The 24,832-nt window shown below is 62.2% G+C and carries 28 protein-coding genes; 12 read left to right on the forward strand and 16 right to left on the reverse strand.

Annotated features, from left to right (window positions below; genetic code table 11):
- Positions 1-65 precede the first annotated feature (65 nt).
- Together J2W46_RS11690 and J2W46_RS11695 are read left to right on the forward strand one after the other, a co-directional pair.
- A complete protein-coding gene (locus J2W46_RS11690; RefSeq protein ID WP_020068121.1) occupies positions 66-617 on the forward strand; it encodes a thioredoxin family protein in 552 nt (183 codons plus the stop codon).
- Positions 618-710: 93 nt separating this feature from the next.
- On the forward strand, positions 711-1,625 hold the full coding sequence (locus J2W46_RS11695) for a LysR substrate-binding domain-containing protein (protein ID WP_020068120.1): 915 nt from the start codon (positions 711-713) through the stop codon (positions 1,623-1,625).
- 9 nt (positions 1,626-1,634) lie between these two features.
- Here J2W46_RS11695 and J2W46_RS11700 read toward each other — a convergent pair whose 3' ends face one another.
- Positions 1,635-1,889, reverse strand: a complete 255-nt coding sequence (locus J2W46_RS11700; protein WP_027777491.1) for a tautomerase family protein — start codon at positions 1,887-1,889, stop codon at positions 1,635-1,637.
- 58 nt (positions 1,890-1,947) lie between these two features.
- Positions 1,948-2,658, reverse strand: coding sequence for an SDR family NAD(P)-dependent oxidoreductase (locus J2W46_RS11705; protein WP_027777490.1), 711 nt, complete (start codon positions 2,656-2,658; stop codon positions 1,948-1,950).
- A 396-nt stretch (positions 2,659-3,054) separates the two neighbouring features.
- Between J2W46_RS11705 and J2W46_RS11710 the strand changes: the two genes are divergently transcribed.
- The gene (locus J2W46_RS11710; protein WP_310353830.1) at positions 3,055-3,993 is read left to right on the forward strand and encodes a YihY/virulence factor BrkB family protein; all 939 of its coding nucleotides are present in this window, start codon (positions 3,055-3,057) and stop codon (positions 3,991-3,993) included.
- A gap of 113 nt (positions 3,994-4,106) precedes the next feature.
- Here the strand turns inward: J2W46_RS11710 and J2W46_RS11715 are convergent, their stop codons facing one another.
- The 9 genes from J2W46_RS11715 to J2W46_RS11755 form a co-directional block, all read right to left on the reverse strand.
- Positions 4,107-4,985, reverse strand: coding sequence for an ABC transporter permease (locus J2W46_RS11715; protein ID WP_087753952.1), 879 nt, complete (start codon positions 4,983-4,985; stop codon positions 4,107-4,109).
- Positions 4,982-5,821, reverse strand: coding sequence for an ABC transporter ATP-binding protein (locus J2W46_RS11720; protein WP_310353833.1), 840 nt, complete (start codon positions 5,819-5,821; stop codon positions 4,982-4,984). Before J2W46_RS11720 ends, J2W46_RS11715 begins: the two co-directional genes overlap by 4 nt.
- 84 nt (positions 5,822-5,905) lie before the next feature.
- Positions 5,906-6,958: an ABC transporter substrate-binding protein gene (locus J2W46_RS11725; RefSeq protein WP_310353836.1), complete on the reverse strand. Its 1,053-nt coding sequence runs from the start codon at positions 6,956-6,958 to the stop codon at positions 5,906-5,908.
- A gap of 85 nt (positions 6,959-7,043) precedes the next feature.
- Positions 7,044-7,952 (reverse strand): TauD/TfdA dioxygenase family protein, encoded by a 909-nt coding sequence (locus J2W46_RS11730; RefSeq protein ID WP_310353839.1) that lies wholly within the window; start codon positions 7,950-7,952, stop codon positions 7,044-7,046.
- A gap of 175 nt (positions 7,953-8,127) precedes the next feature.
- Positions 8,128-8,706 (reverse strand): c-type cytochrome, encoded by a 579-nt coding sequence (locus J2W46_RS11735; RefSeq protein ID WP_310353842.1) that lies wholly within the window; start codon positions 8,704-8,706, stop codon positions 8,128-8,130.
- Entirely contained in the window at positions 8,699-9,976 is a 1,278-nt protein-coding gene (gene soxC, locus J2W46_RS11740; protein ID WP_310353845.1) for a sulfite dehydrogenase, read from the reverse strand. Before soxC ends, J2W46_RS11735 begins: the two co-directional genes overlap by 8 nt.
- A gap of 107 nt (positions 9,977-10,083) precedes the next feature.
- Positions 10,084-11,427 (reverse strand): ATP-binding protein, encoded by a 1,344-nt coding sequence (locus J2W46_RS11745; protein WP_087753957.1) that lies wholly within the window; start codon positions 11,425-11,427, stop codon positions 10,084-10,086.
- Positions 11,424-12,164 (reverse strand): response regulator, encoded by a 741-nt coding sequence (locus J2W46_RS11750; RefSeq protein WP_020068109.1) that lies wholly within the window; start codon positions 12,162-12,164, stop codon positions 11,424-11,426. The genes J2W46_RS11745 and J2W46_RS11750 overlap by 4 nt, the downstream gene beginning before the upstream one ends.
- Positions 12,165-12,290: 126 nt before the next feature.
- A complete protein-coding gene (locus J2W46_RS11755) occupies positions 12,291-12,662 on the reverse strand; it encodes a GFA family protein (protein WP_020068107.1) in 372 nt (123 codons plus the stop codon).
- Positions 12,663-13,111: 449 nt separating this feature from the next.
- Here J2W46_RS11755 and J2W46_RS11760 point away from each other — a divergent pair, with 449 nt between their 5' ends.
- From J2W46_RS11760 to J2W46_RS11775, 4 genes are all read left to right on the forward strand, one after another.
- Positions 13,112-13,342: a DUF4148 domain-containing protein gene (locus J2W46_RS11760; protein ID WP_288828819.1), complete on the forward strand. Its 231-nt coding sequence runs from the start codon at positions 13,112-13,114 to the stop codon at positions 13,340-13,342.
- A gap of 53 nt (positions 13,343-13,395) precedes the next feature.
- Positions 13,396-13,812 (forward strand): organic hydroperoxide resistance protein, encoded by a 417-nt coding sequence (locus J2W46_RS11765; RefSeq protein ID WP_020068105.1) that lies wholly within the window; start codon positions 13,396-13,398, stop codon positions 13,810-13,812.
- Positions 13,813-13,935: 123 nt separating this feature from the next.
- Positions 13,936-14,862, forward strand: a complete 927-nt coding sequence (locus J2W46_RS11770; protein WP_310353850.1) for a LysR family transcriptional regulator — start codon at positions 13,936-13,938, stop codon at positions 14,860-14,862.
- Between the two features lie 107 nt (positions 14,863-14,969).
- Complete coding sequence (locus J2W46_RS11775; protein ID WP_310353854.1) at positions 14,970-16,232, forward strand: MFS transporter; 1,263 nt, start codon at positions 14,970-14,972, stop codon at positions 16,230-16,232.
- A gap of 89 nt (positions 16,233-16,321) precedes the next feature.
- On the opposite strand, the gene J2W46_RS11780 is transcribed toward J2W46_RS11775, so the two are convergent.
- From J2W46_RS11780 to J2W46_RS11795, 4 genes are all read right to left on the reverse strand, one after another.
- A complete protein-coding gene (locus J2W46_RS11780; protein WP_020068102.1) occupies positions 16,322-16,660 on the reverse strand; it encodes a DUF190 domain-containing protein in 339 nt (112 codons plus the stop codon).
- Between the two features lie 32 nt (positions 16,661-16,692).
- The gene (locus J2W46_RS11785; RefSeq protein WP_310353858.1) at positions 16,693-17,499 is read right to left on the reverse strand and encodes a protein-L-isoaspartate(D-aspartate) O-methyltransferase; all 807 of its coding nucleotides are present in this window, start codon (positions 17,497-17,499) and stop codon (positions 16,693-16,695) included.
- Positions 17,500-17,669: 170 nt separating this feature from the next.
- A complete protein-coding gene (locus tag J2W46_RS11790) occupies positions 17,670-18,116 on the reverse strand; it encodes an SRPBCC family protein (protein WP_310068915.1) in 447 nt (148 codons plus the stop codon).
- A gap of 186 nt (positions 18,117-18,302) precedes the next feature.
- Complete coding sequence (locus J2W46_RS11795) at positions 18,303-18,611, reverse strand: hypothetical protein (RefSeq protein ID WP_020068099.1); 309 nt, start codon at positions 18,609-18,611, stop codon at positions 18,303-18,305.
- 335 nt (positions 18,612-18,946) lie between these two features.
- Between J2W46_RS11795 and J2W46_RS11800 the strand changes: the two genes are divergently transcribed.
- Genes J2W46_RS11800 through J2W46_RS11815 form a run of 4 tightly spaced genes read left to right on the forward strand, consistent with a single transcriptional unit; the run spans position 18,947 to position 22,720 of the window.
- On the forward strand, positions 18,947-19,168 hold the full coding sequence (locus J2W46_RS11800; protein WP_310353861.1) for a type II toxin-antitoxin system ParD family antitoxin: 222 nt from the start codon (positions 18,947-18,949) through the stop codon (positions 19,166-19,168).
- Positions 19,169-19,182: 14 nt separating this feature from the next.
- Positions 19,183-19,881 (forward strand): chemotaxis protein CheB, encoded by a 699-nt coding sequence (locus J2W46_RS11805; RefSeq protein ID WP_310353864.1) that lies wholly within the window; start codon positions 19,183-19,185, stop codon positions 19,879-19,881.
- Positions 19,882-22,323: a CheR family methyltransferase gene (locus tag J2W46_RS11810; RefSeq protein ID WP_310353867.1), complete on the forward strand. Its 2,442-nt coding sequence runs from the start codon at positions 19,882-19,884 to the stop codon at positions 22,321-22,323.
- A gap of 25 nt (positions 22,324-22,348) precedes the next feature.
- The gene (locus J2W46_RS11815; protein ID WP_020068096.1) at positions 22,349-22,720 is read left to right on the forward strand and encodes a response regulator; all 372 of its coding nucleotides are present in this window, start codon (positions 22,349-22,351) and stop codon (positions 22,718-22,720) included.
- Positions 22,721-22,746: 26 nt separating this feature from the next.
- Here the strand turns inward: J2W46_RS11815 and J2W46_RS11820 are convergent, their stop codons facing one another.
- The gene (locus tag J2W46_RS11820; protein ID WP_310353870.1) at positions 22,747-23,808 is read right to left on the reverse strand and encodes a DMT family transporter; all 1,062 of its coding nucleotides are present in this window, start codon (positions 23,806-23,808) and stop codon (positions 22,747-22,749) included.
- 262 nt (positions 23,809-24,070) lie between these two features.
- On the opposite strand from J2W46_RS11820, the gene J2W46_RS11825 reads away from it, so the two are divergent.
- Complete coding sequence (locus J2W46_RS11825) at positions 24,071-24,730, forward strand: FMN-dependent NADH-azoreductase (protein WP_204523053.1); 660 nt, start codon at positions 24,071-24,073, stop codon at positions 24,728-24,730.
- Positions 24,731-24,832: the final 102 nt, after the last annotated feature.

Genomic DNA, 24,832 nt, shown 5'->3' on the forward strand with positions numbered 1-24,832 from the left:
AATGACGTCATGTCTACCGATCAACCCTTGCGCGCAACCTGCGTCTTCTAAAAGGACATTCGATCATGCACGCCCGACTCAAAACGATCGCCACTGCCGGCTCATTTATCGCGCTTGCGCTGCTTGCCAGTCTGCTTGCGACGCGCGGCAGCGCGCTTACCGCCGCCGAACGCAATCCACCGGCCGCGCCTCAGATAACCGGCATCGACAAGTGGCTCAACAGCCCGCCGCTCACACTGCCGCAACTGCGCGGCAAGGTCGTGCTGGTGGACTTCTGGACGTATTCATGTATCAACTGCGTCAACACGCTGCCGTACGTGAAGAGCTGGTACAAGCAATACGGCAATCAGGGACTGGAAGTGATCGGCGTTCACACTCCGGAATACCCGTTCGAACGCGACGCCGGGCACGTGAGCGCGGCACTCAAGAAGTTCGACATTCAATATCCGGTGGCGCTCGACAACCAGTACGCAACGTGGAATGCCTTCAATAACCAGTACTGGCCCGCGCTGTACCTGTTCGACAAGACAGGTCACGTCGTCTACAGCCACTTCGGCGAAGGCGATTATGCACAGACGGAGGCAAAGATTCGCGAGTTGCTGGCGCAACCGGGTTGACGTCATGCGGCGCCGCCGCATTCCGGTATTGACGACGTCAGGTCGGCCTGCCAGCATGCGTCAATCTTAACCAATCAGGCTTGGCGACGGCCCATGCGAGCACCCAATCATCTGAATGCACTGCGCGCTTTCGAGGCGGTCGGCCGGCATCTGAGTTATGTCGCCGCTGCGGAAGAACTGCACGTGACGCCCGCCGCGATCGGCCAGATGATTCGCGGGCTGGAGGAAACGTTGGAAATCGAGCTGTTTCATCGCTCGACGTCGGGCGCGTCGCGGCTCATGCTGACCGACGCGGCCCGCGCGGCCATGCCCGAACTGCAGGCGGGTTTTGAATTGCTCGCGACGGCTGTAGAGCGTTTGAAGGCCAGCAAGGAGCGCATCACGGTGACGGTCACCGTGCCGCCAGCTCTCGCCGACAAGTGGTTCTTGCATCGCGTGGAACGATTTCAGCGCAACTATCCGCGCTACGATCTGCGTATCGACCTGTCGCTCAAACTCGTCGACTTCACCGCCGACAGAGTGGATGCCGGCATTCGCTACGGCACCGGCCAGTGGCCGGAGCTTACCGCGACGTTCCTGATGCGCGACGAGTTCTTCCCGGTGTGCAGCCCCGCGCTACTCGCGGGTGAACATCCGCTTAAGACACCCGCCGATCTGAATTACCACCCGTTGATACACGACATATCGATGCGCATGGCTCCCACCTTCCCCACCTGGCGTTCCTGGGTGCAGAAGACCGGTAATGCGGGCGTCGTCGACTGCGACCGCGGGCTGCAAATCAACGACTCGGCCGCAGCGATCCACACCGCAATTTCAGGCAATGGCGTGGCACTCGGCAGAACCTGTCTGGTGGAACGCGACATCGCGGAGGGCCGTCTCGTCCGGCCATTTCCGGAGGCGCAGACTTGCGAACTCGCCTACTACGTGGTCCACCGAAAGGACAACGGCAACGAGCCCGCGGTGGTCGCATTCAAGGAGTGGCTTCTTGCGGAAGCCAGCGCGCGGTAGCCGCGCGGCTCAATCGGTCTTGCCGCTCTCGCCGCTTTTCAGCGCTTTCTGCTTGCGGTATTCCTGAACCGGCAAGCCGCCCCAACCCCAGTTTTCCATGTCCACTTCTTCGATCACGACGAACGTTGCTTCGAGCGGCTTGTTCAGCACGTCGAGCAACACGTGGCTGACACCGCTGATCAAGCGCGCTTTCTCGTCGGCGGTGACCGACGATGCGCCAGGCTTCGTTCCCTCGCGCGTAACCTGAATCGTGACGATAGGCATGTCGTCCTCCATGGTAAAGCGGGCGCCGCCAATCGGCGCCCGGTGATTTTCGATGGGTTTAGTGACCGGCGCTCTGGCCGCCGTCCACGTGGAGGATTTCGCCCGTCACGAACGGCGCCGCGTCGAGATACAGCACGGCCTGAACGATGTCGTCCATTTCGCCCATGTGGCCGACCGGGTGCAGCGCACCAAGCGCTGCGTGCGTTTCGACCGCATGCATCGGCGATTTGATGATGCCAGGCGACACTGCGTTGGCGCGAATCCCTGCTTTTGCGTATTCAATGGCGATCGACTTCGTCGCTGAGTTCAGGCCGCCTTTCGTCAACGATGCAAGCACCGAAGGTACGCCGCTAACAGCATGATCCGTGAGGCTCGTCGTAATGGTAACGATGTGCCCGCTTTGGCGCTTTTCCATCTCGGCGATGGCGAGTTGGGTAATGTTGAAAAAGCCGTCGAGGTTCACGCCTTTCACCAATGCGTAGTCTTCTGCCGTATAGCTGGTGAAAGGCTTCGCGAGGAAGACGCCCGCGTTGTTGACGAGCGTATCGATCCGGCCGAAACGCGCGACACCTTCTGCGATCACGCGCCGCGCGGTGGCCGGGTCGGCGATGTCGCCGGCGACCGTGGCGATGTTCGGGTCGTCGAACGGGGTAATGCCGCGCGCCGTTGCGACCACTCGATAACCGCGTTGACGGAAAGCCTTAACCAATTCGGCGCCGATGCCTTGCGATGCGCCCGTCACCACTGCGACTTTTTCCGACGTATTCATGTTGTGCTCCAAAGTATTTAGATTCAGATATGAGAGCGCGCTGCCTGGCGTGTTGCCTGGCCGGGTGCCGCTTGCTGAGGGGGTTTTGCAGTGCGCCCTCGGTGACTGAACTATCGGCTTTGAGCGGCCATTGGACAAACGAGAAGATCTGCTGCGGCGGAAAAGAAAAACTACGGCGGCCGCGCGCGTTTCGATGAGGCGCTAGTCGACATCGGACAGCATCGAGGGGCCAGCCGCGGCGGCCGGGGTCGATACCGACGCTGACAGCCTCGGCTTGCGTGGGCGGGCAGGCACAAGGGATGCGCAGTGCAATCCAGCGCTGCGGCCCGCCGGGCGGGCTTAGCCGCCGGTTAACCGGAGCCGCGGAGCGTCATCAAGTTCAATGGCGAGGCGTATATGAACAAGATCTCATCCCGCGCGGCGGTGTCGAAAAACCACGGATGGTTGCGTAACGCTATCACCGTCGGCGTCAACGCAGGCAAGCGTTTCATGTCGGACCGCTGCCCGATGATGGCCGCCAGCGTCGGCTTCTATTCGGCTTTCTCGCTGGCGCCCACGCTCCTCATGGTGCTCGCGGTCGCCGGCTGGTTCTTCGGTGAAGATGCGGCACGCGGACGTCTGTTCGATCAGATGCGCGGCATTCTCGGCAAAGACGCGGCCGAGGCGATGCAGACCATCGTCGAGCACGCGCATCGGGCGAGCGGCGGGGGCATCGCCGCAGTGGTGTCCCTCGTGCTGCTGATCGTCGGCGCATCAGCGACTTTCACTTCATTGAACACCGCGCTCGATGTCGTCCTCGAAGCTGCGAAAGACGCCAAAAGCAAGGGCAGCATCACCTGGCTCGTGCGGACACGGCTGGTGTCGGTCGGCATGGTGCTCGGCCTCGGCTTTCTGCTTGTCGTGTCCCTCGTGCTCGACACCGCGATCACGTATGCGGGCCATGCGATTTTCGGCGATTCGCCATTGGTCGTCGTCACCGCGATCCTGCAAACAGTAATCGGACTTATTGTGCTGGGCGCCGCATTCACCGCGCTCCTCAGATGGATGTCGGACGCGCACGTGGGCTTCATGCACGCCGCGATTGGAGGGATGACGGCAGCAGTTCTGTTCTCGGTCGGCCGGCACCTGTTCGGCCTTTACCTCACGCATGCGGGCACAGCCAGTTCTTTCGGTGCAGCGGGCTCGCTCGCGGTGTTGATGATGTGGCTTTACTTCTCCGCAGCGGTGTTTCTGTTCGGCGCGGAAACGACGGCCGAACTCGCAGGACGTAACGAAGTGAAGGACGAAGAGAAAGACCGGCCGTTGTCGGTGGGTGCGGCACGGTCGCGCGGGTGATGGTGCGGTTGCGTCAGTACTTTACTGCGCCGCTGCGCTGGTGCCCGGATCGGTTTGCCGCGAAGCACCTGGCGGCGTGCGTGCCGTATGCCCAGCGGCCGCAGCGCCCGCAACTACTGCTGCACCCCCCAGCGCCGCACCGTAACCCGCTCCAGCGTATCGAACACCAAATGCTCGACCAGCAGTCCGATCACGATCACCGCGGCGAGCCCCGCGAAAACGCGGTCCGTGTACAACTCGTTGCGGTTCTGAAAGATGTACCAGCCAAGTCCGCCGTTGCCCGAACTCGCGCCAAACACGAGTTCTGCCGCGATCAGCGTGCGCCAGGCAAATGCCCAGCCCACACGCAAGCCCGCGAGAATCGACGGCAATGCGGCCGGCACCAGAATCAGCAATACATGGCGCATTCCCGTGAGACCATAGTTGCGTCCGGTCATGCGCAGCGTGGCGGGCACCGATTGAAAGCCGGAATACGTGTTGAGCGCCAGCGGCCACAGCACCGAGTGCACGAGCACGAACAACAGGCTGCCCGTGCCGAGTCCGAACCATAACAACGCAATCGGCAACAACGCGATGGAAGGCAACGGGTTGAACATCGCCGTCAGCATCGACAGTAAATCGCGCCCCACACGTGTGGACACCGCAAGCGATGTCAGCACGAACGCCAGCGCCGCGCCCAGCAGATAACCGCGCAGCAGTACCGACATCGACACGGCCGTCTTTTGCAGCAATTCGCCGGACCACACGCCCTGCACGAAGGCGCTGAACGTCGCGCCGAACGTGGGCAGCAGCAGATCGTTGTTGACCACGCGCGCCGCAATTTCCCATGCAGCGATCAGCACTAGCGCAATCAGCGTTTTTCGCAGCCAGCTCTGCGCGAAAATGCGCCTCGTCAGCGGCAACGGCGCCTCAATGACGAGTTCGCCGAGCGGTTCCAGAGGGCGCTCGTATTCTTCGCGAACCGGCGGCAGTAATGTGGCGGGCGAACTCATTGCACGGCCTCCGTCTCGTCGAACAACAGATGATGGATACGTGCGACGCTGCGCTGGAAATCGCTGCGCCCAAAGCTGTCCTGCGAGAACTGATGACTGTTCAATTCCGCACGCACACGGCCTGGATGCGGCGACAGCAACAGTATGCGGTTGCCCACCACGAGCGCCTCTTCGATTGAATGCGTGACGAAGAGCAGCGTGAAATTCACTTCTTCCCACAGGCGCAGCAGTTCCTCCTGCATTTTGCGGCGCGTCAATGCGTCGAGCGCGGCGAACGGTTCGTCCATCAGCAGCACGCGCGGCTGCATGGAGAGTGCCCGCGCGATGGCCACGCGCTGCTTCATTCCACCCGACAACGTATGCGGATAAGCGTTCGCAAACGCAGCGAGGCCGACTTTCTCCAGATAATGCAGAGCACGCTCATTGGCCTCCGCGCGAGAAAGCTTCTTCGCAACGCGCAGCGGAAAGGCTACGTTTTGCAGCACTGTCTTCCACGGCGGCAACTGGTCGAACTCCTGGAACACGACAATGCGGTCGGCGCCTGGGCCGCGCACAATCTGACCATCGAGCGAAATGGTGCCCGACACCGGCTCGATGAAGCCGCCCACCGCCTTGAGCAGCGTCGACTTGCCGCAACCGGACGGTCCGAGCAGCACGAAGCGGTCGCCGCCGAAGACGTCGAAGCTGACGTCGTGCGTCGCGCGGACAATGCGCTCGCGCGTCCGGTATTCCAGGCTGACGTTCTCCACCGCGAGCAGCTTTTCGCTGACGGCGGGCCCGCTGCGCGCCGTGCGCTCGGTGTTGCCTGGAAAGAGAAGCGTAGGATTAGCCACCATCGGATCGCTCCCGAGATATGGATTGCGCGGAACCGTCAGGCACTCGCTGCATTCCGTCGATGTTAAAAACGCGGCGCGTCATGCTCAACTGCCGGCGGCCGTTGCGGGGTCGTCGAAGAAATAGTCTTTCCACGACTTCGGTTCGTTTTTGATCGCACCCACGCGATACATGAATTGCGCGAGCCCCAATGTGTTTTGCGGCGCAATCTTGAACTCAACCTGCGGATTCCTGATGATCTTCAGCAGCAGCGCTCGGTCGATTTTCGATTTGTTCGTGCGCACATAAATGTCGGCCGCAGCTTCCGGATTGGCGGCGATGAACTTCGACGCGTCCGCCAGTGCATCGACAAAAGCGCGGTAAGTCTTTGGATTGCCGTCGCGGAATTTTTCCGTCGCGTAGAGCACCGTTGCCGAACTTGGGCCGCCGAGCACATCGTACGAATTCAACACAATATGCGCCTTCGGGTTCGCTGCGAGTTCCTGATCCTGAAACGGCGGATTGCCGAAATGCCCGCTGATCTCGGTGCCGCCCGCAATGATCGCCGCCGCCGCGTCAGGATGCGGCAGTGCCTGTGTGTATTTGTCGAGGCGGTTGTATTCCTTGTCGCCCCACCGCTTCGCCGCGGCATATTGCAATACCCGCGACTGGACCGACACATTCGCTGCGGGAACGGCGATTCGGTCTTTAGCGCTGAAATCGGCGATGCTCCTGACGTCCGGATTGTTACTCACCAGGTAGTACGGCAGATTGCCGAGCGAAGCCACGCCCTTCACATTCTGCTTGCCATGCGTGCGGTCCCAGATAGTCAGCAACGGACCCACACCGGCGCCTGCAATGTCCACCGCGCCCGACAGCAATGCGTCGTTGACGGCTGCCCCGCCGGAGAGTTGCACCCAATCCACTTTGATATCGAGACCTTGCTTGCGGCCCTCTTTCTCGATGAACTGCTGATCGCGCGCAACGTTCAAGAGCAGATAGACAATGCCGAATTGCTCGGCGATACGGATCTGTCCTTCGGCTCGCGCAGACGCGGCAGCGCTCATGCCCGCCGCGCCGACAGAGACGGCGATCAACGTGGCAACGAAACGGCGGGCAAGCAACGACCGCACAGCGGTCGAATGAAACCTGGCAAACATCGGAACTCCGGTCGGCGAGAGGTGTGAATTGTTTGAGTTGTCTGAGATGTCAGCTGTAGCAGCACGCTCGGCGCACGAGGCGTAATCAGAACGGCACATCGCCTTCAATCGTCGTGCGATAAAGCTTGCGGCGCAGATGGTCAGGCGTGCCCGCCGCAAGGTGCATCAACGAGCGGTTGTCCCAGAACACCATGTCGTGCTCGGCCCAGCGGTGCCGGTACACATGCTCGGCACGCACGCTATGCGCGAAGATTTCGTCGAGTAATTGCCTGCTCTCGTCTTCCGGCAAACCGATCACGCGCGTCGTGAAATGTTCGCTCACGAACAGCGCCTTGCGCCCGGTCTCAGGGTGCGTGCGCACAATTGGATGGACCACCGGCTTTACCTGCGCAATCTGCTCCGCTGAGAGATTCGGCCGCCACGGGCTGCGTTTTTGCAACTCGGCGTATTTGGCGAGATAGGTGTGCTCGGCGGACCGGCCTTCTACCGCGTTGCGCAGATGCGCGGGCAATGTGTCCCACGCAAGGTGCATGTTGGCGAACAGCGTGTCGCCGCCTTCGGCCGGCAATTCCTGCGCGTGCAACAACGAACCGAGGCTCGGTTTTTCCTTGTACGACAGATCCGAATGCCAGTAGTGACCGGCATCGCCAAGACCGATTGGCTGCCCGTTTTCGACGATATTCGACACCACCAGAACTTCGGGATAGCCAGGCAACTGGAACTGGTGCAGCACGTGAATCTGCAACGGACCAAAGCGGCGGCTAAATGCGATCTGCTCGTCCGGCGTGATGCGCTGATCGCGGAACACCAGCACATGATGGTCGAGATGCGCGCGGTGAATGCGCGCGAAGTTTTGCGGGCTGAGCGGCTTGCTGAGATCGAGCCCGAGCACTTCGGCTCCGACGGGGCCGTCGAAAGCGCGAATCTCGATGTGCTGATCGGCGATGGCGCCGCCGGCGTCGCGCGCGGAGTTGGGAGCAAAGGCTGTCGTCACGGGAAACTCTTCGTCGTATCTGTTCGCGGAGCGCCGTTCCGGCGCAGTCAGATGAATGTACCGGCGCACACGCGCGAGGACAACGAAGCAAATCCGATACGGATATCTGCTGGAGTGATAAACCCGATGTTTCAACGCGCGAGCGCCGCGCGCGAGCCTTTGTTTGCGCGGTGCGTCACAGTCGTCCGGGACGCGGGTCGGGCACGAATCCGTCGCGATTGGGCATGGCGACACGCGGCAGCGACGCTGCGTCCAGCCGCGTATCGGCGGGAACGATGCCGTTTTGGTTCAGCAGGAAAGCGCTGAGCGCATAGACCTCGTCGGCGGAAAGGGATTGGGGCGCGTTGTAGGGCATCGCGCGGCGGATATAGTCGAAGAGTGTCGTTGCATACGGCCAGTAGCTGCCTACGGTGCGCTTGGGCTTTGCGCTCGACAATGTGCCCTGGCCGCCCACCAGCGGATCGCCGAGACCGCCTTCGCCGTGCGCACCGTGGCACGCCGCACATTTCGCGGCGAACACGTGCGCGCCCGTCGCAACATCGCCGCTGCCCGCCGGCAGGCCGCGGCCGTCGGGCGCGACGTCGAGGTTCCATGCGGCGATAGCCTGCTCCGTGAGCGGCGCGCCGATATCGTGCGGCACGCTTACATTGCGGGCATCGGGAGCAACCGTTGAACATGCAACGAGCGCCATGATCGACACCAGCGCGACGCACGCTGAACGGACGGAACTACCGGTTGAACGGCGCTCACGCATTGCGCACCTCGCCGCTGGCATCGACGCGCCATTGCTGGATCGCGTTGTAGTGGTACTGCGAATTCAGGCCGCGCGCGGCGACCAGTTCCGCACGCGTGGGTTGCACGTAGCCCGTGGAATCGGTGGCACGAGAAACGATCGCGGACGGCGCGCCGTCCCAGCGCCAATCCGCCTCGAAGCGCGTCAGCGCGCGATCGCGTGCGACGCTCTCCAGACGCGCGAGCCGCCATGACGCGCCGCCATCGGTCGACACTTCGACCTTGCGAATGGTGCCGCGCCCCGACCACGCAATGCCGCTGATCGGGTAATAACCATGCGTGGTGAGGCGATGCCCCGGCGACGGCCGGGTAATGACAGACTTCGCGTCCATTTCGAACACGAACTGGCGCGCGCTGCCGTCCGCCAGCAGATTCGTGTATTTGGACGTCTCCTCGCGCGTTTGCAGCGGCGCGTCGACCACTTTCAGCCGCCGCAGCCATTTGACGTTCGTATTGCCTTCGAATCCCGGAACGATCAGCCGCAGCGGATAGCCGTTCTCGGGCCGCAAGCGTTCGCCGTTTTGCGCGTAGACCACGAGCGCCCGATCGAGTATGCGATGGAGCGGCAGGCTGCGGGTCATCGCGGCGGCGTCCGCGCCTTCAGCGAGCAGCCATGGGCCGTCTTTGGTCTTGCCTTGCGTCGACACGCCGCCTACCTCTTCCAGCAACGTGGAAAGACGCACGCCCGTCCATTCGCAACACGACAACAGGCCGTGAGTCAGTTGTACGGGCAGACCGCTCGGACCGTTCCACTCGCTGCCGGTGTTGCCCGAACATTCGAGAAAGTGGATTCGCGACTCCGCAGGCAGACGCAGCAGATCGTCCATTGTGAACAGCTTCGGCGTGCGCACGAGGCCATGAATCGCGAGGCGGTGCTGATCGGAATCGATGTCGGGCACGCCGCCATGATGACGTTCGTAGACGAGCCCGTTTGGCGTAATGGTGCCGAAAAGATCGGCGAGCGGCGTCATCGACGAGGCCGCGCCGGGCAGCGGCCATGCGCGTGCGCTGCGGCGCACCACATCGGCCTCGCGCGGCGACGGCACGCCATAGGGATGATCGAGTACGGGCGCGCCGGGCGTGCGGCTAGACGGTGCGACTTCGAGCGGCCGCAGCAGTTCGCCAGCGGCCGCAGCTTGCGACGCAACCAGGCCGCCTGCGGCGAGACGGCCCAGCAGCCGGCGGCGGCTACGCGATGGCGGCAGATCGGGCGACGTTTTGCTTGGGGTCATTGCGGCAGCGGCGCTTCATGAAGAAGTCGACGATGCTAGCAATGCACGCCGCCGCGGCCAAACGATCAATCGTGATATGCATTGCAGCGAACGCTGCCGTGGCCGCTCTACGCCACCGCGGCAGGCGACGCCATCACGAGATTGCGCAATGTGAGCCTCGCCTCCAGCCCGCCGCCAGCGCGATTATGGAGTTCAAGCGTTGCGTCCATGGCGAGCGCCAGTTGGCGCGCAATTGCGAGGCCAAGCCCGGTTCCGCCGGTCTGACGGTTACGCGACGCTTCGAGACGGTAGAACGGCTGGAATACATCTTCGAGCGAATCGGCCGGAATGCCAGGGCCGCGGTCGAGCACGGCAACGCTCGCCTGTCCACCGGGCAACATCGTCACGTCGATCTCCGCGCTGCCGCCGAACTTCAGAGCGTTGTCCACCAGATTGCCGACGATACGCCGCAGCGCCTGTGGGCGCGTCATGAGCGGCATGCCGAAGCGGCCCTGCAACGACACCGCCTGACCGGCATCGACATAATCGCAAACCAGACTGTCGAACAGTGCATCCGGGTCGATACGGCACGGCAATTCCGTTGCGCCGTGCAAGGTGCGTGCATAGGTGACGCCCTCTTTCACGAGCGCTTCCATTTCCTGCAAATCCTGGCGCAGTTTGATGCCTTCAGATTCAGCGTCCATCATGTCGACGCGCAAACGCATGCGCGTAATCGGCGTTTGCAGATCGTGCGAAATGGCCGCGAGAATCTGCATGCGCTCGGTGACGTACATCGCAATGCGTTCCTGCATCGCATTGAATGCACGCGCCGCGCGCGCGACCTCGGACGGCCCGCTTTCGCTCAGACGCGCAGCCTTGAGATCCGGGCCGAGCGCGTCGGCGGCGACGGCCAGATCGTGCAGCGGGCGGGTGGCCGTGCGCACAGCCAGCCAGCAGCAGCCAAGCAGCACGACGAGTTGCAGCAGCAGCACGAGCGGCAACCAGCGCGATAACGGCGCGCCGGACATAGGGCGCATGTCGATGGTGAGCGGCGTGCCGTCGGTGAGCTTCAAGTGAACCTGCAGCCGTTCACGGTCGCCCGGGACCGCATTCACCGTGAGCGGATAATTCGTGCCAATGCCTTCGTCGATAGACCGTGCGACACGCGCCGACAGATTGGCGTCCACCGGTCCACCGCTCACGCCCGGCCCGAGCATGAATTCGTAGCTGCGCCGCGCGAGACGCGGCAGCCACTGCGCACGTTCGTTAGCGGGCAGATGGTCGAGCAGCGCGACGGAACTCGCGACCTCACGCTCGATGTAGCCCATCATCACGTTCGTCATGGTCTGGTCGCGCTCGGTCATGGTGAGCCAGAACGACAACGCCTGCGCAGAGGCGAGCCCAAAGAACAGGATCACCGTCAACCTTGCGAAGAGCGTGCGCGGCCAGTGCAGCGACGAAATAAGGCTCATTGCTGATCCTCGATCGCACTGACGGACGCCGAGAACACATAGCCCTCGCTGCGCAGCGTCTTGATGTAACGCGGTTCGCGCGCGACGTCGCGCAAGCGCTGACGCAGGCGGCTCACCATCAGGTCGATCGAGCGGTCGAACTGATCTGCCTGACGGCCTTGCGTCAGATTGAGCAACTGGTCGCGCGTCAACACGCGCTGTGGATTATCCAGAAACACGCGCAGCAGACGGTATTCGGCGCCGCTTAGCGCGACCATCGTGCCCTCGGAGTCGAGCAGATGACGCGCCGTGGTATCGAGCCGCCAGTCGCCGAATTCCAGCATTTGCGCAGTTTCCGTTACCTGCATGCCGGGCGGCAGCATGCGCGCGCGGCGCAGCACGGCGCGAATGCGCGCGAGCAGTTCGCGCACGGCAAACGGCTTCGGCAGATAGTCGTCGGCGCCCATTTCCAGACCCAGGATGCGGTCCGCTTCCTCGTTGCGCGCTGTCAGCATCAGCACGGGCACCGTGCGGAACTTGCTCGCGCGCAACTCGCGGCACAGCACGAGGCCGTCTTCGCCGGGCATCATCAGATCGAGCACGATCAGGTCCGGCGCGCCTTGATCCAGCACGGCGCGCATCTGTCGTCCGTTGGCGGCAAGCGAAACGCGCATGCCGTTCTTTTCCAGGTAGCCGGCGATCAGTTCGCGGATTCCGCGATCGTCGTCGACGATCAGTACGTGGTCGATCGTGTCCATCAATGGATCATCTCTTTTGACGTTTCACCTGCACCCGGCTCGCACACAGCAATGAACACTGCACCGGATGCGCCCATTCCGCAGCCATGCCGCCCGCGATAAACGCGATGATTGCCAGCAGCCGCCTCATGCGTCCTCCACGACGGAAAGACTGGCGCCGTCGGAAAGACCGGCATCCAGCGTATACGGATCGACGCCTTCCAGGCAACCGATATTGACGCGCCAGAGCTTCGGATCCTTGCGCGTTTGATGAAACGGATAAATACCGCAGTGCTTGCAGAAGAAATGCTTCGCCACGCGCGTGTTGAACTGGTACAGCGTCAGCGCATCCTCGCCTTGCTTGATCGTCAGCTGGTCAGCCGTGAACGGCGGGGTCATCAGCGCGCCCTTGCGCCGGCACAAGCTGCAATTGCAGCGCGCCGCGGGCGCGACAGGCGTGTTCACTTCGAATTTGACGGCCCCGCAGTGGCAGCTTCCTTTCAGCAAATGGGTGTTCATGCGGACTCTCCTGATAGTGCGATGTCTGCTTTATAGCGCGCGGAGAGCGGCGATTTATGTCGCAATGTATCCGGGCTACCGCCTGACACATAACATTGCACCAAGGCCCGTGGCGGCCCCGCGGCGTCGCGGTTCGGTCAGACAAAAAGCTCATCCACGGGCGCATCCGCGAACAGGTCAGAGAGCCGGGAAATCGCCAGATAGCGTCATGCGCTGACTCTCACTGCACGGGCGGCGGCTTTGTATCGCAGTGTATATGCGGCTTCACGCGATACACAGCATTGCAATACGCCGCTTTGCTGACACAAGCCAGATACCCGTCGCCGTTCTAATGCCTCAACGACGGAACACGGGCAGCGCTCCTGACGCAGTCTTGCCGGCATTGCCGGAACTGCGGCGCGCTCCCTGGTCCACGGACGCTTTTTACTTTATCTCTTACGGAGCACGACATGAAAGTATCCACGATCGCTGTGGCTTTGGCCCTTTCGGCTACCACTCTTTCCGCTTTTGCCGCCAATCCTTCTACGGTTGCGATGAGCAATGTGGACACGCAGCAAACGCACCAGTGGGCGCCGACGCAAACTGCGGCGAAAAGCCGTGCCGAAGTGCGTCAGGAACTGGCTCGCGCGACGAAAAGCGGTGAGATCGCGTCACTGAACAAGCTTTATCAGGGCAGCTAAGCGTCAGACTCGAAATTAACCTGTTCCCACCACCTATTAAGCGAACTTCAATCATGAACTCATCAACCAAGGTGCTGTACACCGGCAAAACGCATACCACCGGCGGACGCGATGGCGCATCGCGCAGCTCGGACGGCAGACTCGACGTCAAGCTCGGCTCGCCCGGCGCGTCGGCGACCGGCACGAATCCGGAGCAGATGCTGGCTGCCGGATGGTCCGCGTGCTTCATCGGCGCAATGGGGCTCGCCGCGAAGAAGCTGCAAGTCGCACTGCCGGCAGACACCGCCGTCGACGCTGAAATCGATCTGGCGATGAACGACAGCGGCTATTTCCTGCAAGCGCGGCTGAACGTCAGCCTGCCCGGAATCGACCGCGAGACCGCGCAGGCGCTCACCGATGCCGCACATCAAACGTGTCCGTATTCGAAGGCGACTCGCGGCAATATCGACGTGGTAATCGCGATCGTTTGAAACTGCCCGCAGTAACGTAGCGCCGCGGCGCCGCCACTTTTACAGGTGCGGCGTCGCTATTTTTGCGCGGTCGTGAAGCGATAATGCTTGCACCATCACCTGGTCGAGCATGAGGGAATCGCCATGGACCGAATCGACGCGATGAAAGTTTTCATCGCCACGCTGGACGAAGGCAGTCTTGCGGGCGCGGCCCGCCGGCTAGGCCGCTCGCCCGCGGCCGTGAGCCGTGCGATTGCGTTCCTCGAAGCACATACGGACACTGCGCTGCTTCATCGTACGACGCGCAGCATCAAGCTCAGCGAAGCGGGCAAGCGTTATGCGTCCGCCTGCCGGCGCATCCTGACCGACCTGGAAGAAGCGGACATGCTCGTCGCGCACGAACGCTCGGCGCCGCGCGGTCTGCTGACGGTGACCGCGCCCGTCGCCGCGGGCGAAGAGTTGCTGCGGCCAATCGTCGACGAATTCATCGAACGCTTTCCCGCCGTATCGATCCGGCTTCAGTTGCTCGACCGGCCGGTGAGCCTGATCGACGAAGGCATCGACGTGGCGCTGCGCATCGCGCATCTTGCCGACTCGACGCTCGTCGCGGTGCCCGTGGGTGAAGTCAGACGCGTCGTTGCCGCTTCGCCCAGGTACCTCGCAAAGCATCCGCGCATCAAGGTCCCCGCCGATCTCGCACAGCATCAGATCATTTCAATGACGCACTTCGGCGTGGACTCATGGACCTTCCCCACGTCGAGCGGCTCGCCGATACCGCAGGTCGTTCAGTTCACGCCGCGCTTCATCGTCAATACGATTCGTGCGGCCGTCGCGTCGGCGGCGGCCGGTCACGGCGTCACGCGGATGTTCCTGTATCACGTCGCCGAGGAAGTCAAAAAGGGATCGCTGAAAATCGTTTTGCCCGACAGCGAACAGGCGCCGCTGCCGGTTCATCTGCTCACACCGCATGGGCGGCTTTCGGTTCCCAAGGTGCGTGCATTCGTCGACTTTGCTGCGCCACGTCTGCGCAAGCACTTCAAGGTACTCGGCAGTATCACCGGCCTGGATTAAACCGCGTGGCGGCAGAATATCTTCCGGGTGCCGTGGATTCTCGCGCGATGCGATGCAATCTAGACTGACTGGACTCACACAGGTCGGATCATCGCGCAGAGGACGACATGAACCAGACAGCCAGTTCCCCATTCCCTTCCGGACTGCAGTCCGCGCGGCCGGGTTATGCCGAACGCAACGAAAACTACTGGCGGCGCAATCTGGTTGTCTGCGTGTTCGGATCGTTCACCACGCTCGTGAGCTTGAGCATGTTGCTGCCGTTCCTGCCGCTGTATGTGCAGCAACTCGGCGTGTCGTCGCAGTCGGCAATCATCGAATGGTCGGGCATCGCGTTCGGCGCGACGTTCCTCGGAACCGCCGTTACCGCGCCGCTGTGGGGGCGGCTTGCCGACCGCTATGGTCGCAAGCCCATGCTGGTCCGCGCGGCTGTAGGCATGGCCGTGGTCATGTCGCTGATCGGCGTCGCGCATACCGTGCATCAACTGGTCGCGCTGAGGCTGATTGCGGGACTCGTCGGCGGTTATGCGTCCGCGTCTACCGTTATGGTCGGCACTCAGGTGCCGCGCGAGCGCGCGGGCTGGGCGCTCGGCATCTTGTCGACCGGCGCGCTGGCCGGCAGTCTGATCGGCCCTCTGGTCGGCGGCGTGTTGCCGGCGTGGCTCGGCATTCGCGGCACGTTTTTCGCGGGAGGAGCCATGATCGCGGTCGCGGCCCTGCTGACCATTTTCGTCGTCAAGGAAGATTTTCATCCTGCCGACGCCGCCGCCCGCAAGACCACCAGCGCGGCGCCGCCTGCCCGTCGCACGAACTACGCGATCGTCACCGCGCTGCTCGCCACCGCGATGATGGTGCTGCTCGCCAACATGTCCATCGAACCGATCATCACCGTCTACATTGGCGGGCTCGGCGTGGCCCCTGGGAACATTACTCGTATCGCCGGTGTGGTCATGGCGTGTTCCGCGCTGGGCAGCATATTGACGGCGGCCCGGCTTGGCGCACTCGCCGACCGCATCGGCAGTTGGAACGTGATTGTCGCGTGCCTGGTCGTGACCGGTATCGCGATGATTCCGCAAGCCTTCGTCACGCAATGGTGGCAACTCGCCGGCTTGCGATTGCTGATGGGTATGAGCCTCGCCGGTCTGCTGCCAGCCATCTCAAAGCTTGCAAGGCACTCCGTCGACGAAAGCAAAACCGGTCAGATGCTCGGCTATCTGCAATCCGCGCAATTCAGCGGCCAGGTGATCGGGCCGGTGATCGGCGGGCAGATCGGTGTGGCCCTGGGATTGCATTCGGTGTTCTTCGTCACGGGCAGCTTGCTGATTGCCTGCGCCGGTCTCGCGCAATGGGCGCGCAAGCAGCAACACGGCTGAATGCCAACGCGGTAGCCGGACGGCTAACGTCCGTTTCGACACACTCACGAGAGCCGCATTGATCGCTGTGTCGCGATCAATGCGGCTCTTTAATTCGCGACCCCGCCGCTGTTCTCGTCTCCAACTACGCCGAATTCCACGGCTGTCTTCACGTAGAACAGATGCACGCCCTCGGCCCGCAGGCGTTCGAACAATCGGCCGGATTCTTCGGTCGTCACCGCCATCACGATGGACAAAGGCTGGTCCGCCAGTTCGAAAAAATGCGACGAGTGCACGCGGCGATGGTGGCCGATACCCTCGCTTGCCGGTATCACGGTCGCGCCGCGCAGGCCGAGTTCGCCGGCCAGATGGACGAGCCAGTCGGCAACCGGCTTGCCGCGATGACGGCGATCGTGCTGTGTGAAAAACGTGATCTGGTAACCGTTCATGTCGATGCCTCCCCGGCGCCGTGCGATACCGTTCAAGCCACTGCGAGCAAGCGATGCCGGCTGGCGTGTGCGCCGGCGCTCATCGGGCACGGACGCCGGTCGTCCGCGCCGCCTGTGCCGCCTGTGCCGCCTGTGCCGCCTGTGTCCATGGTCCCGACTGTGCCGCCCGCATCGCACTGAGCCGCATCCGGTCCGGGCCACGCGTCGGCGCCTACCAGCGGCACGAAACTTACCTCGCCGAGCGAACTGCTGCGATAGTCGTCTTCGCCGCGGCGAACCAGTTTGACGAGCCGTTGATAATGCAGCTCACGGCCAACCGGCATGACGATCCGGCCGCCGATAGCCAGCTGGTTGCGCCATGCAGCGGGAATATGCGGGCCGCCCGCCGCCGCGATAATCGCGTCGTACGGCGCGTGTTCCGCGAGGCCTGTCGTGGCGTCGCCAAGATGAACGGTGACGTTGGATATATTCAGCCGCGCGAGGATGTCGCGGGCCGTGGCAACAAGTTCCGCGTGTCGCTCGATCGAATAGACATGCGCGGCAATGGCCGCCGCGACGGCAGCCGCATAGCCGGAACCGGTGCCCACGTCGAGCACGATGTCGCCGGGCTGGAGTTCCGCGGCCTCGATCATCGTGGCGACAATGGCTGGCTGGGAAATGGTCTGCTCGTTGCCGATGGGCAGGGGTCTGTCTTCGTACGCCAGATCCCGAACATAATCGGGCACGAAAGCCTCGCGCGGTACAACGCGCATTGCGGCCAACACCTGCGGATCGCGAATGCCGCGCCGGACGATCTGCCGCTCGACCATCCGCTCGCGCGCCTCGTTGAAATCGGTCATCGCCACCTCCCGTCGTGAGCCGGCGCCCGCCTGGTCGTATGCCGCGTTGCAGCAGATCGCCGCTTTGCAGCACGCGTCCGCATGCAACGAACGACACGTTACAAGCGGATGCGGGACCTGTATTCAGTCTACGCGCAGATGGCGCCGGACAAAATCGGGTGTGTCGCTGGTCAGTCGGCGATCTCGGGTTCGACCAGTTTCGCGAGTTGCATCAGCGATTCCTGCCAGCCGAGGTAGCACATTTCAACGGGAATGACCTCGGGCACGCCTTCTTGCAGAATCGAGATCTCGGTCCCGCACGACACCGGGCGGAATGTGATCGTCGCGGACATCTTGCCCGGCAGGTTGGGGTCGTCGAAGTGATCCGTGTAGCGGATTTTCTCGGACGGCACGAGTTCGAGATACTCGCCGCCAAACGAGTGGCTATTGCCGCTGCCGAAATTGCGGAACGACATCTTGTAGGTACCGCCCACGCGCCCTTCGTAATGGTGGACCTGACAAGTAAAGCCATACGGAGGCAGCCATTTCGCCAGCGCGTCCGGTTCGAGGAACGCGCGATAGACGCGTTCCGCAGGCGCGCGCAATACACGGTGGAGTCGGATGGTTCCAGTAGTCATGGTCAGCCTTTCAGTTGAGAAGTTGGACACACCGATACGACGATCCGACTACTGGGAAATCGACATGACTCGATAAAGAACATGCAGCGGGCCCGCTGCAAGCCTGGCGCGCAACCAATCGTCGGACCATCGGCCGAGGTGGTGAATTGCGGTAGCCGACGAAGTGCAGCGAAAGCCGACCGCGCGCTAGATGCGCGGCAGGTCGTCAATGCATTTTTCGATGTGGCCGTCTGGAACGTCGGTGTCGATCCCGTCGTGCCCGCTGGTATGCGCGACGGCCACGATTTTCGGCCCGAGAAAGCGCGTGCCGCCGAGCGTAAAGAGAGACCAGACGGCGTCGCCGCGACGGATAGCGGCCACGACCTGAGGCACCTCGACAATCGAAGTGGGAGACAGCCAGCTACGTGTTGCCGGATCGACAGCCGCCCAGCGCACGTGCGTGATGCGGTCGGTCGAAGGGTCGATACGCACAGCGTCGATACCGAAAGTAGCCATGACATTTACCCCCACGCACACAGGTGAAGACCATCGCACCATCATCGTCCAACGCGTTGACCGACGCAAGCGGCAGCGCGCCGACCTCCCCGTACGCCGGATATCGACGCATCACCTGCAAGCCGTCGGATTTTCGCCCGTCTGCAGGCAGGTAAGCAGCACTCGCCGGTTCAGGCCGTGTCCGGCTGCCCGGCTCTCCTTCCGACGCAGCGGGAACGGTCGTTGCGTGACCAGCTGCATGACCGATCCCAAGGCGGCACCCTAAGCAGCAAATGCGCCGGTCGTGGCATCGAAAGGGTAAGATTGAGTGATCCCACCAGTCACGAAAGGCTCACGTGCTCAGCAAGCATGCATCCAATGTCAGCTTGGCGGAGCATCTGGCTTCGTTCGTACGGAAAGAAATCAATAAAGGCCGCTACGGCACCGTCAGTGAAGTCGTGGGTGTCGGTTTGTGCTTGCTGAACGAGGACGTTGCACGTCGTGCAGTGTCCGGCAGCGGCAAGGGCGCGGTGCGCACAACGCATAGCGAACGCACCCACGGCCGTAGCGAGGCATGAACCAAGGAGAAACAATGGCGCCAGCCACCGACTTCCCAATTGTCGGCGTGGGAGCCTCTGCTGGCGCAGTAGAGGCCCTGGAAGGCTTTTTTCGCGGACTGCCTCAAAAGCCGGGTCTCGCCTGCGTGATCGTCACGCACCTGAGCCCGGACCGCGAAAGCATGCTGCCTGAGATCGTGGCCCGCTTTACCGATATGCCGGTGCACGCCATCACCGACGGCATGCGAATCCAGACCGACAACGTCTACCTGCTGCCTAGCGATGCTGTCGTGAGCGTCGCAAATCGAACGCTTCATGTTCAGGAACAGGACAGGAGCCGGCGCGAGCGCAAACCCATCGACATTTTCCTGAGCACGCTCGCTGCCGACGTCGGCGAACTCTCTGCCGGCGTGATCCTTTCCGGCGCTGACACAGACGGCACACTGGGGATCAAGGCGATCAAGGAACGCGGCGGACTTACCCTTGCCCAGGCTAGCGACGGCTACGGTCCGCACCATGCGGACATGCCCAGAAGCGCTATCGCGACAGGCCTTGTCGATTTCGCGGTGCCTGCCGAACAAATGGGCGGCAAGCTCGTCAACTTCGCAGCGGGTGCCTTCATGCTCGACGGGCTCGACACGCTCGACGAACGCGCTGCAGGCCCGTCCGGCGAAGGCGACGCCAGCGACTTCAACGAAGCCCGCAACGCGATCTACGCGATCCTGCGCAATTAGGTGGGGCATGACTTCAGCGGCTATAAGATCAAGACGTTCTTGCGTCGCGTACAGCGGCGCATGCAGGTGCTCGAAATCGAGACTCCGGACGCCTATGTCGCGCGACTCACCGCGGACCCGGAAGAAGTCGCGGCGCTTTTTCGCGACCTGCTGATCAACGTCACCAGTTTCTTCCGCGATGCCCCGGCTTTCGAGACACTTGCCGACACGGTGCTTCCAAAGTTGCTCGACGGACGCGGCGCCGAGGATACCGTGCGCGTGTGGGTGCCAGGCTGTGCGACCGGCGAGGAAGTCTATTCGATCGCCATGCTTCTGCGCGAGCAGATGGAGGGCCGCACCGCCGCGCCGCAAGTGCAGATTTTCGCGACCGACATTGACGACGGCGCGCTCGGCGTCGCGCGCGCGGCACGCTATCCGCTTCCGCTGCTCGAAGGTGTCTCTGAAGAGCGGCGGCGGCGCTTCTTCGTTGAAGATGGCAGCAGCTACGTGCTTTCAAAGGAAGTGCGGGACATGTGTATTTTCTCGCCGCACAGCGTGATTCGCGACCCGCCTTTTTCGCGCATCGATCTGGTCTCGTGCCGCAACCTACTGATCTACTTCGGCAGTGAAATCCAGAACCAGGTGATCCCGACGTTCCACTACGCGTTGCGTCCGGACGGTTATCTGTTTCTGGGCACGTCGGAAAACGTCAGCCAGTTCGACGAACTCTTTACGCCCGTCGACAAGAAGCACCGGATTTTCCGGCGCAGGGCCGACGTCGCGCCGCAACTTCGTTTGCCCCTCACCATATCCGCGCTGAGGATCGGGCAGATTGCTTCACTCACGCCCACGCGCCCTTCGCTGGGTAGCGCGGGGCTGCGGCACGTGGTGGACAACCACATGCTCGAGCGGTTCACCCCGCCGCACGTGCTGGTCACGCGCGAGGGCGACGTCGTGTATTACTCGGGCCGCACGGGCAAGTACCTGGAGCCGGCCCCCGGCGTGCCGACGCGGCAACTGTTCGCCTTGGCGCGCAAGGGACTGAGCCTCGATCTGCGCTCGGTGTTCCGCGAAGCTGTCGAGTCGGGCCGCACGGTTACGCGCGCAGGCGTGGTGGTCGAGGGCGAAGGCGGTCGCGTGCAGATCATCAGCCTGACCGTTGAACCGCTGAGCGAGCAGGTGCATGGCGAGCACATGTATATCGTTGTCTTCGAGGACCAGGGCCCAGGGCTCGCGCGCGAGGAGGCGCTTGCGCGCGCTCAGTCCATGCATGACGGCACGGCCGTGCAGTTCGAAAAAGAGCTGCGCGACACGCGCGAACGCCTGCAATCGATGATCGAAGAGTATGAAACGGCGCTGGAGGAACTCAAATCGTCGAACGAGGAACTCGTATCGGTCAACGAGGAACTGCAGTCGTCGAACGAAGAGCTGGAGGCGTCGAAGGAAGAACTGGTTTCGCTCAACGAGGAGCTGCACACCGTCAATCTCGAACTGAACGGCAAGATCGACGCGCTCGACCGCTCCAACAGCGACCTGCAAAACCTGTTCGAGAGCACCTCGGTTGCGACCGTTTTTCTCGACCGCAATCTGGTCATTCGCTCGTTTACGCCGGCAATGGGCGGCATCTTTCATATTCGCCCCATTGACCGGGGGCGCCCTATCACGGAACTCGTCAGCCATCTCGATCTGCCCGGACTGGAACTCGATATCGAAGCTGTCTTCACTACGAACCAGCCGAGAGAGCGCCAGGTCAGCGGGAAAGACGGCCTTTCGCATTTTCTCGTGCGCCTCGCCCCCTATCGCAACGGCGACCGGCAAACCGACGGTGTGGTTATCGCCTTCGTCGAGATAACGGGCATGGTGCACGCGGAAGAACGTCAGGAGGTTCTGATTGCGGAGCTGCAGCACCGCACGCGTAATCTGCTGGCGGTCATCCAGTCAATCGCGCAACAAACGCTCGCAGGCGATTCGTCACTCGACACGTTCACGAGCCGCCTTGCGGCGCTTGGCCGTCTACAGGGGCTAATCGGCGACGCAAACGGTAATCTGATCGATCTGCGGGAGATCGTGCGCCTCGAACTGGATGCGCTCGGTGTGGCCGACAGCGAGCGCATCGAACTGCGCGGGCCCGTCGTGCCGCTGGGTTTCCGGAACGTGCAGACAATTGCACTGGTGCTGCACGAACTGGCGACAAACGCGGTGAAGTACGGCGCACTCAAGGACAAAGAGGCGCGGCTCGCGGTGCGCTGGCGCGTTGAAACGGAACTGCCCGGCGCTGCGTCGCTGGTGTTCGACTGGATCGAAAGCGGCTTGCGAGTCGCTCCGGACAGCACGCGGACCGGCTTCGGCCGGCAATTGATCGAAAAGGCGCTGCAGTTCACTCTCGGCGCAAAGACGGCGCTCCTGTTCAATGCGGACGGCGTCTCGTGTCATATCGAAATACCGATGCCTGCGGTTCATTAGCGGCAGCGGTCAAAAGGGGTTGAACATGGGGTTCGCAAACGTGCTCACAGGTCAAAGGATCATGGTAGTCGAAGACGACTACCTGGTCGCGCTTGCGCTCTCCACCGTGCTGGAAGGCGCTGGAGCAAGCGTTGTCGGACCGATTTCGGGAGCGCGCGAAGCTGTCACGTTGGTCGAGGAAGGCAACGAACACATCGACGCGGCGATTCTCGACGTCGATCTGAATGGTGAACCGTCCTATCCGGTGGCGGACGCGCTCGCATCGAGACATATACGGTTCGTTTTCGCCACAGGCTATGGAATCGACGCGGTGGATGCACGCTATCGTCACTATCCGCGCTGTCAGAAACCATTCGATCATCACGCGCTTTTCAAGGCGCTAAGCGCAAGCGGATGACTGCCCTCGCCTATCGCGGCCGGGCGCTAATGGCGGTGGCGGTGATGAATATCGGGAAAATGCGCATGCGAATGCGTGACCGGCAGATGGACGTGCGGGTGAGTATGCGGCTCGTCGCCGGAATAAGGAAAGTCGTGCTCATGCCGATGATGTTCGTCATGACGATGCCGGTGCGTGTGTTCGAGTCGCTCATGACTATGTCGATGCTCGTGCCTTTCCCGCACGTGGAGCCAGATTCCGAGCGCCATTAGAAGAGCGGCGGCTGAGAAAGACAGATCGGGCAGCGCAGGCCAGATGACGAGTGACAGCATCACGCCGAACAGCGGTGCGACCGAAAAGTAAGCGCCGGTACGCGCCGTACCGAGATGGCGCAGAGCGACGACGAACAACACGAGGCTAACGCCATAGCCGGCCAGGCCGGTCAGCATTGCCGCCGCCACGGTTCCAGCAGATGGAAGCGAAGCGCCGGCGGCGATCGCAATCGCGAGATTCACCGGACCGGCCACGAGGCCCTTGACGCACGCGATCACCATTGCGTCGTTTGCAGCGACCTTGCGCGTGAGATTGTTGTCGATAGCCCAGCACAGACACGCGCCGACAATCAGCAGCGCCCCGACAGGTATGCGCGTCGATCCCGGATGCCACGACAGAATCATGCCCCCCGCGACGATCGCCACCATGCCGAGGAAGACCTGAACGTCGACATTCTCGCGGAAAATCGCCCAGGCAATTACGGCGGTCAATACGCCTTCGAGGTTCAATAGCAATGAACTCGTGGCCGCCGGCGTGCTCGATAGCCCTAGCATCAGCAGCGCCGGACCCGCTACGCCGCCCGTAGCAATTGCCCCAAGGAGCCAAGGCAGCTCGCCTTTATTGATGCGATGGCCGGTGCTGGGTCGCGAGCCCGGCGACGTCAGTGAACGCCACGCGATACCCAGGCCGAGCCCGGCTCCGCTGCCCAGATAGAACAGTCCCGCCAGCATGAACGGATCGACTGATCCGAGCAACGCTTTGGCCAACGGCGTGGCGGCGCCGAATAGCGCAGCGGCGATGAGAGCGACGCATATCGCGCCTTGTCCGGATTTCACGATCTGACCTTTGAATCGTTGTGAAGCGCTGATGGGTTCGCACATGCAAAGCTGTTGCGAAAGCACCTGCATTCAGTGCGCCCCGTGCCTCCGATTATGCTGCGCTTCTCTGTGCGCAGCCAGGAGCGGGTACCCGCCCGCCGCATAGCAGTTGAGTTTTTCTCAAGCTCTCAAAAAAATCGTCAATTTCACTAACCGCTGCCGCGTGGCTAAATCGACGTTGCCGTTGTTTCGTCTCATCATGCCAAGGAACGCACACGCGATGACTACTCTCCTTCACATCACCGCCAGCGCGCGCAGTAGCCGTTCGCTCAGCCGCAAGCTGTCTGGCGCCTTCATCGACGCGTGGCAGGAAATCGAACCCGCAACCCGGATCATTACCCGCGACGTGGGAGCCAATCCACCGCCGGCCATTTCCGAGGACTGGATTGCTGCCGTTTTCACGCCTGCGGAGAACCTCACGCCGGCGCAGCGCGAAGCATTGCGGCTGTCCGACGAACTGATCGACGAACTGGACCGCGCCGACCTGATCGTGATCGGCACGCCGATGTACAACTATGGAATGCCAGCGGCATTGAAGTCATGGTTCGATATGGTCATTCGAATCGGCAAGACGTTCACGTTCGATCTTGCACGCGGAGACTTTCCGCTTGAACCAGTCATGCGCGGCAAAAAGCTCGTCATTCTGAGTTCGCACGGCGAATTTGGATTCGGCCCGGGCGGCGTGCGCGAAAAGATGAATCACCTCGAAACACACATTCTGACCTGCGCGAATTATCTTGGCGTCGAAGAAAGTCACGCAATCAGCATCAGCTACCAGGAGTTCGGCGACGCACGACACGAAGCATCGGTCGCAGATGCTTTCGCTGCGGTGCCGGTACTGGTGAGCCGACTCGCAACATGTCACAGCATCAACGGGTGATTGATTGATCACACCCGCACTATCAATGGCGCTAAAGGCGTTTCTGGACGAAAGCGTCGCGACGAGTGACAAGGGCGCACGGTTGCTTTCGGTAAAATGCAT

Source organism: Paraburkholderia strydomiana, from assembly GCF_031456815.1.
Taxonomy (GTDB): domain Bacteria; phylum Pseudomonadota; class Gammaproteobacteria; order Burkholderiales; family Burkholderiaceae; genus Paraburkholderia; species Paraburkholderia caledonica.